Genomic DNA, 7,692 nt, shown 5'->3' with positions numbered 1-7,692 from the left:
TTTGTCTAAGGTCGTAACTGTAGGGGGCTGGCATTTTGGGTCTTCTGTAGATATCCTTGCCATTATACGTCCTAACTGTTCTGTTTTGTGCTATAGAAGAAGGACTAAGCGGTGAAGTCAACACTGTACCACTGACCAATTGGGCATCCACATCAGGAGCCGTATGAGGCGAAAGTCTCAAGTACGGTTTTGAATGGGAGGGAATGGGGGCGACCCCATTCTCGACCCCTTCCGACTTTAGTTTGGGTTCGAGTCCCATCGTCCGCTTATTTTTGAGCAACGATTCGCCGTTGATGAGTAGAGACGATTAAGGCATATTTACCCGCCTCAACTCTCTACCAACATCAAAAACTGACTGATTAATCTAATTCGCTTTCGAGAATTTTAGAAATCGCTTTTTTAGTGCTATCCTGAAACTCTCGAACATTGACACGGCTTAATAAACTAATGGCGCAAATCATCCCTACAGCCTGAGTTGCAAATACAGTCCCATAAGCCAAAACGGGAACCTCAAATATGAACCGACCTAAGTCTAGGAATGCTCCCCCCAATACGGTGGCTAAACCCCGCGCCATAGCCTGAGCCAGTCCCCAAGCGCCGATAAAAGTTCCAGCAGTTTCTGCGGCCGTCAGGTCTAGCATTAAACTAATAGCGCCAGCAGTTAAGATACCAGAAAACAAGCCAAAAAACAACAGTGAACCCTTGAGCATTTCGGGGTTAGTGGTAAATCCCGCCATAATAAACAATACTAAGGCGATCGCTACCCCCACACAACCTAAACGGACGGTATTTTTCTTACCAATACGCGGGACAACTAAAAATCCGGTAGAGCCAATTCCCACCAAAGTTCCGACCCCAAAAAAAGCATTTAATCGCGCGGTTTCAGAAATTGACATCCCAAAGACTTCACCCCCATAAGGTTCTAGTACAGCATCCTGCATAAATAGGCTAATGCTCATAATTAACAGGAAAGTAAAAAACCAACCTGTTTGGCGGTTAGCGGTGAGGATATGTAAAGCACGACCTAGGGTAATTTGGTCTTCTCTGTCTGCTAAAGTAGAGCGATCACTATATCGAGAAAAGCGCTTTTCTACCCCCCAGGTCGCCACCATACACAGAAGAAATACCATCGTCGGAACCATGATAAATAGGGGGTTAATGGCTGCTTGTAGGGTGGATATATCAACCATACTCCCAGGGGTGGGTAGGTTAGCAGAAACCGGGTCAATCTCGCCAACTTCCTGCTGATTGAGAATTTTAGAACTAATAATAGCTCCGACTACAATTCCCACCATCAACATAGACCAGACAATGCTGATCAGTTTAGATCGGTCATCTTCATCAGATACATCAAATAACAAAGCAGCGAAGGGGGTAGAACTGGCGCTGAGAGCTAAACCATAGAAAGCAAACACTACCGCTAATAATGCCGCCCAAACATAGCTTATCCCTGTCATACCATAATTTTGAATACTGGTTCCCAATTGCCATGTCACCTGCATAGCCAGGAAAGAAGTAGTGGTAAACAGAGCCGCACCCATCCACACATAAACGCTGCGATGTAGACCCCAGATCGGTTTTCCGTCGGAGAGTTGACCAAACCACACTCGGCTAGGAGAGACGAACTGGTGCATAGCGATCGCACCCGTCGCCATGAGAGCTGGAACCCTTAGTTCATCAATCATTACTCGATTAATGACTCCCAGGGTCAGCAAGGACATAATCCCCAGTCCCATTTGAAATAGACCCAATCGGAACATCGTCACCATACCCACTTTCGGTTTTGGTGGCTTATTTGTTGCTGTCGAGGGTGTTGACTCAGGTAAACTGTCGATTGCCATAGCACCTATAGGAAATTGATACCAAATTAACTCTTCATTCCTAGCCTAGCAAAATGTTGTGATTTAGACTGAATAGTTTTCTACCCTTACTTGGGGACTAACTAGATTCACCTAGGGGAGACTGTTCAGGAGTCTATGGGATATGATAAGACTATGATCAGACTGGAGAAACTGTCAAGAGTAAATTCTGTGAAATTATGAAATCCCCTATTATATCTCAATCAATTCAGATTAAAAATAAAAATATTCACTATTTAGAAGCAGGTCAGCCTGATGCTCCTTCGGTCTTATTATTACATGGGGCTAGTTTTCGCGCTAAAACCTGGGAAGAAATCGGCACCATCAAACAATTGACTAATCAAAATTATCGAGTGGTGGCTGTGGATCTTCCCGGCTATGGAACCTCGGAAACTATCTCTGATGAACCTGTACAATTTTTGGTGAAGCTAACTGACAATTTACAATTACATAACACGGTCATTGTTTCTCCTTCTATGAGTGGTCGATATAGTTTACCCTTTCTAATTCAACATCATGAGTCAGTACGAGGCTTTGTGGCTGTGGCTCCGGTGGGTATTTTAAAAATGGCTGAAAAACTTGAGGGTATTCAAATACCGACTTTGGCTATTTGGGGAAGTAATGACCAAATTGTGCCGCCTAGTCAGGCTGATATCTTAATTCAAACTATGCCGAATTGTCAAAAAGCGATCCTTAAAAATGCTGGTCATGCTTGTTATCTGAAAGCGCCGAATAAGTTTCATGAAAATTTAATTCAATTTCTGAAGTCTCTCAAATAGCTGTCCAATCTAGCTGTTCAATATCTGATGCTTGATAATTTTTGCCATCAATCATTATCCTTTGATTATATTGTTGTCACAACCTCTAATCCACCAGTTGTTAAAGTAAGATGGATGAAAAATCTAAAAAGGCGCTATTTATCCTGGGTGGACTAGATGAAGATGACCTGCGGTGGGTAGCTTACCAAGGTAGGTTACAGACTTTGGAACAAGGAGAAATACTGATTCATGAAGGAACACCTATCAACGCGCTTTATATTATTTTAAGCGGAACACTTAGGGTATATATTCATTCTAATAATAACCATGATCGTGACCTGGCTTATCTATCACAAGGGGAATTAGTAGGCGAAATTTCTTTTTTGGATAACCGCGCTCCTGTCGCTACTGTTGAAGCTGTGGAAACTACGGAATTGTTGGCAATTCCTCGCTATCAACTAACTAGCAAACTCCGCAGTAGTTCTAAATTCTCAGCTAGATTTTATCAGGGGATTTGTTGGTGTTTAGCTAACCGTATGCGCGGGACGGTTCGACAATTGGGTTATCAGTCTTCTGAACCTGAACAAGATATACTATTTGGTTGCGAATTTACCCAAAATATGCAAGATTTTATGATAGTAGCAGAGGCTAAACTAAACTGGTTAATTCACAAGATACACCAGATGCGTTGATAGCTCAATCTTCCCGGAAAATTGGCGGTTATTTGATATCTGTAGATGGTGGAAGATCACCCCATCTACAGATGATATGCTGATTGACTTAGTGCTACTCACGCCACTAGACCACCCCTAAAACTGGTCTTTCATTCCCCTGATCCGAGCAAAGGTCTGGATATCATCTTTACCTTGAACGGCTAACTGTAATGCGGGTTCATCCCAACGTAGAAAGGGATTAGTTGCCTTTTCTACGCCTATTAATGAGGGGATAGTGGGTTGGTTTTGACTGCGAGCTATGGTGACTTTTTCCAAGCGATCGCGTAAGTTGATATTATCACCATCTACTGTTAGCGCAAATTTCAGGTTGTTTAAGGTGTATTCATGAGCGCACCAGATCCGTGTATCATCGGGTAGCGATCGCAATTTAGACAGAGAACTAACCATCTGGCTAGGGGTTCCTTCAAATAAGCGACCACACCCCCCCGCAAATAAAGTATCACCGCAGAATAATTCCCCCCCTTCCTTATCGGTAGCCGGAAAATAGTACGCAATATGACCGCGAGTATGACCGGGAACAAAGAATACATCGGCTTTACGACCGCCAAATTCTACGCGATCGCCTTCTTTTAAAAATACTTCCTGTCCGGGAATGCGATCGCGATCTTCTGCGCCTCCATATACTGTTAAATTGGGAAAATGCTTCCTCAATTCACGATTTCCTCCCACATGATCCGCGTGGTGATGGGTATTAAAAATCGCTATCAGTTCCGCACCCAGTTCCGACAATTTTGCTAGTACCGGGTCCGCTTCTGCTGGATCAACTACCGCCGCCTGATTCTGTTCGGGGTCATGCAGCAGAAATATGTAGTTATCTGATAAAGCTGGTAGTCTATAAACGTCCATCCATTTTGCTCTCACAACTCAGGGAACACTTTGATCTCAAATATATTCTGACACTATCAAAACCCTTAGAACAACACCAACTATAATTAAGCTATCCTAATCGTTTCGCCAAAATAGTTTTGTTTTTTAAAAGTATTTTAAGATTTAATACAATTTTATGGCTAATTACTCTCAAATACTTGACGAGAGCATGGGGGTTTTGCTATCCTCAAAGAAATCGCATCCAAGGGCTTGCTGTGTCTACACGCCAAAAAATAGACTACAACCCCCATGATATCGCGAAATATAATATTATCCGGCAACAATTTAAAATTCACGATGCACGAGTTTTTGAGGAATTGGGGACGGCCCCCAATCCACTTATTGACAAAATCGCGGTTATATGTATATAGCCATAATTACTCCTGGTCATCCTCAAAAATATTTAACTGTTGAATATTGGTAGTATTAGCAGGAGGTTTTTGAATACCCTTTCGCAAACCCATAGCAATTTTGCTGTGTTTTTCAATTTGTCGCATGACCTGTTTAGCGCGTTTAATGACGACATCAGGCAACCCCGCCAAGCGTCCGGCTTCGATACCGTAGGACTTATCAGCGCCGCCGGGTTGAACTTGATGCAAAAAGATAATTTTATCTGGCAATTCTTTGACAGTGACCTGATAATTGGCGACATTATCAAGAATGGAAGCCAGTTCATTTAACTCATGGTAATGAGTGGCAAAAATAGTCCTAGCCTTAATAGTAGTAGCGAGATATTCGGCGACTGACCAGGCTATAGACAACCCATCAAAAGTGGCAGTTCCCCTACCAATTTCATCTAACAAAACCAATGATTTGGGAGTAGCATGGTTAAGGATATTAGCAGTTTCATTCATTTCTACCATAAAGGTAGATTGACCTGTAGCCAAGTCATCCACCGCGCCTACTCGCGTAAAAATGCGATCGCAAATGCTAAGTTTAGCAGAAGTAGCCGGAACAAAGCTGCCGATTTGTGCCATTAATTGAATCAAGCCAATTTGTCGGAGATAACAGCTTTTTCCACTAGCATTAGGACCTGTTAAAATAATCAAATCTGGATGAGAAGGCGGCGAAATGTCCGCCGTCGGTAGGGTCACCTCTGGGCTCCCCAACTGGGCGGTATTTGGCACAAAAAAGCCAGCAGGTAGAGATTTTTCGACTACAGGATGCCTACCTTCTATAATTCTAAGTTCCCGTCCGCCGACTATTTCCGGGCGACAATAACCCTGATAAACAGCAATTTCAGCTAATCCACATAATACATCAATAGCGGCGATCGCCCGCGAAATTTCCCTAATTAAATCCGTGTGTTCTCCCACTTCGTCTCGCAGGCGAGCAAAGATTTCATATTCAAGCTGATTAAGGTCTTCCTTAGCGGTTAAAATTCGCGCCTCTCTTTCTTTCAACTCTGGGGTGATGTAACGTTCCTCATTGGTGAGAGTTTGTTTACGGATATAATCATCAGGAGCCTGATCAGACTTAGAGCGAGTAATGCTAATATAGTAGCCAAAAGTCTTGTTAAAACCCACTTTGAGGGTAGGAATTCCGGTGCGTTCCCGTTCCTGAATTTCCAAATTAGCAATCCATTGTTGGTCTTCAGCCGCCCCAGCCTGCATTTGATCCAATTGCGGATCAACCCCCGGTTTAATTAATCCCCCTTCCTTTAAATAAAGAGGAGGGGACTCGACTAGATAACTATTAATTTTTCGTGCCAGTTCTTCTAACAAGGGAGGCACATTTTGTAAAGCCTTCAAATAGGGAGATTTTGCGGACTTAGCCAAGGCTGCGAGTTGTGGTAATTTCGATAAAGAATCAGCCAAACTGACCAAATCTTTAGCGTTAGCGGTACCATTAGCAGCCCTCCCTGTCAACCTTTCCAAGTCATAAATTTTCCGTAAGAGTTGCTGAAGGTCTTGTCGCAATTCGGCATTATTAATTAATTCTTGAATCGTATCATAACGGGAACATATCCCCTTAATACTCAGCAAAGGTTGCAGCAACCAACGACGTAAAGCACGAGCCCCCATAGCGGTAGAAGTTTGATCTATTGCCCATAATAGAGACCCCTGCAAAGTGCCATCACGAATAGTTTGGGTAATTTCCAAATTTCGGCGAGTTTGATAATCTAAAATCAGATAATCACTAAGAGTATAACTATGTAACTGTTGTAAAGGCACGGCATTTTGTTTCTGGGTTTCCTCCAGATATTCCAAAAGTCCCCCAGCGGCTCTGACTCCTAGGGGCAAATTGTGGCAACCAATACCTTCAAGTGATCGCAATTTAAACTCTTCTAAAATTCGCGACCTAGCTTCCCCCAAAGTAAAAGGGATTTGGGAGCGCAAAGAATAGCAAAAGTCCGCAGGCAAACAATCAGGCAAACTCTCACTTTTCTGTCCTGGTCGTAACATTTTACCTAAATCAGGCGCATGAGTAGGGAACAATATTTCCGAAGGTTGTAACCGCATCAATTCCTGAGTCAAATGTTCCAAATTCTGAGATTGAGTAGCCAAAAACTCTCCCGTTGACACATCAGCATAAGCCAGACCCCAGTGGTCTCCAGCTATGACCACCGCCGCCAAAAAATTATTCTGGCGACCTGGCAGCATTTGGTCATCAGTCAAAGTTCCGGGAGTCAAAATGCGGGTAATTTCTCGCTTAACCTGTCGTCGTTCTTTAGCAGCGATCGCCGCATCTTCCACCTGATCACAAATCACCACCGGATAGCCCTTTTCCAGCAACATATTGCTATAGCGGTAAACGTGCTCAAAAGGCACGCCAGTCATGGGGACCCGACCAATTTCCTTTCCTGCTGATTTAGTAGTTTGAACCAACTCTAATTCGCGGGCAATTGTAACGGCATCCTGAAAAAAACACTCAAAGAAATCCCCCACCCGAAAAAACAGTAAAGCATGGGGATATTGGTCTTTCACCTCAATGTATCGCTGCATCATCTCCGACAGTTGAGAGCGATCCAATTGTCGGTAGTCCGCATTATTAGGTAAAGATTCCGATCCACTAGGGGAAAAATTCATAAGCGATTTAAGGAGCTTTTAACATCGGAACTGCCAACACACATATTATCATCATTGACAACGTAGTAGGGGAGGCATCTAGCAATCAGGAAGTCCAGACTCTTTATAGCCACCGGGTGCTGAAAGTATCTATATCAAGGTGAACCACCTAGACTATAGCCCTAACCAGAGCTCAGGCTACCATCCAGGTAAATATTACCATTGATGATGTTGACGACACCCAACTACCCCCAAATGCAAGCCGTAAGCAACAAATTTTAACCTAACTCCCAGGCTAATTACTGTTCATGGGGCTTGACTAATGCTACCATTGGACTAAAGGCTATCAACTCAGGGGCTACCAATCGAATTAAAACCCTTTCGTCTCATAGGAGCATGATTTAATCTCAAATTAGGTTAATATTTTAGGGCAATATGGTATAAGAAGCGAGAAGAGTTGAGGATA

The 7,692-nt window shown here is 43.2% G+C and carries 5 protein-coding genes and 1 pseudogene; 2 read left to right on the top strand and 4 right to left on the bottom strand.

Annotated elements, in window-relative coordinates; all coding sequences use genetic code 11:
* Together ACTIE0_RS21560 and ACTIE0_RS21555 are read right to left on the bottom strand one after the other, a co-directional pair.
* Window positions 1-280 (bottom strand): annotated as a pseudogene (locus ACTIE0_RS21560) (hypothetical protein); the annotation flags it as partial.
* Window positions 281-359: 79 nt separating this feature from the next.
* Window positions 360-1,841 carry a BCD family MFS transporter gene (locus ACTIE0_RS21555; protein WP_006620576.1) on the bottom strand — a complete coding sequence of 494 codons (1,482 nt, stop codon included), beginning with the start codon at window positions 1,839-1,841 and terminating at the stop codon, window positions 360-362.
* 197 nt (window positions 1,842-2,038) lie between these two features.
* Here ACTIE0_RS21555 and ACTIE0_RS21550 point away from each other — a divergent pair, with 197 nt between their 5' ends.
* Together ACTIE0_RS21550 and ACTIE0_RS21545 are read left to right on the top strand one after the other, a co-directional pair.
* Entirely contained in the window at window positions 2,039-2,638 is a 600-nt protein-coding gene (locus ACTIE0_RS21550) for an alpha/beta fold hydrolase (RefSeq protein WP_006620577.1), read from the top strand.
* Between the two features lie 110 nt (window positions 2,639-2,748).
* On the top strand, window positions 2,749-3,309 hold the full coding sequence (locus ACTIE0_RS21545; RefSeq protein ID WP_006617983.1) for a cyclic nucleotide-binding domain-containing protein: 561 nt from the start codon (window positions 2,749-2,751) through the stop codon (window positions 3,307-3,309).
* Between the two features lie 117 nt (window positions 3,310-3,426).
* Here ACTIE0_RS21545 and gloB read toward each other — a convergent pair whose 3' ends face one another.
* Window positions 3,427-4,197 (bottom strand): hydroxyacylglutathione hydrolase, encoded by a 771-nt coding sequence (gloB, locus tag ACTIE0_RS21540; protein ID WP_006620578.1) that lies wholly within the window; start codon window positions 4,195-4,197, stop codon window positions 3,427-3,429.
* 398 nt (window positions 4,198-4,595) lie between these two features.
* A complete protein-coding gene (gene mutS, locus ACTIE0_RS21535) occupies window positions 4,596-7,247 on the bottom strand; it encodes a DNA mismatch repair protein MutS (protein WP_006620579.1) in 2,652 nt (883 codons plus the stop codon).
* Between the last annotated feature and the right edge of the window lie 445 nt (window positions 7,248-7,692).

Origin of the sequence: Limnospira sp., from assembly GCF_051859755.1 — a bacterium.
GTDB classification, from domain to species: domain Bacteria; phylum Cyanobacteriota; class Cyanobacteriia; order Cyanobacteriales; family Microcoleaceae; genus Limnospira; species Limnospira fusiformis.
The sequence above is the reverse complement of the archived record's forward strand: the minus strand, read 5'-3'. Positions and strand labels throughout refer to the sequence as shown.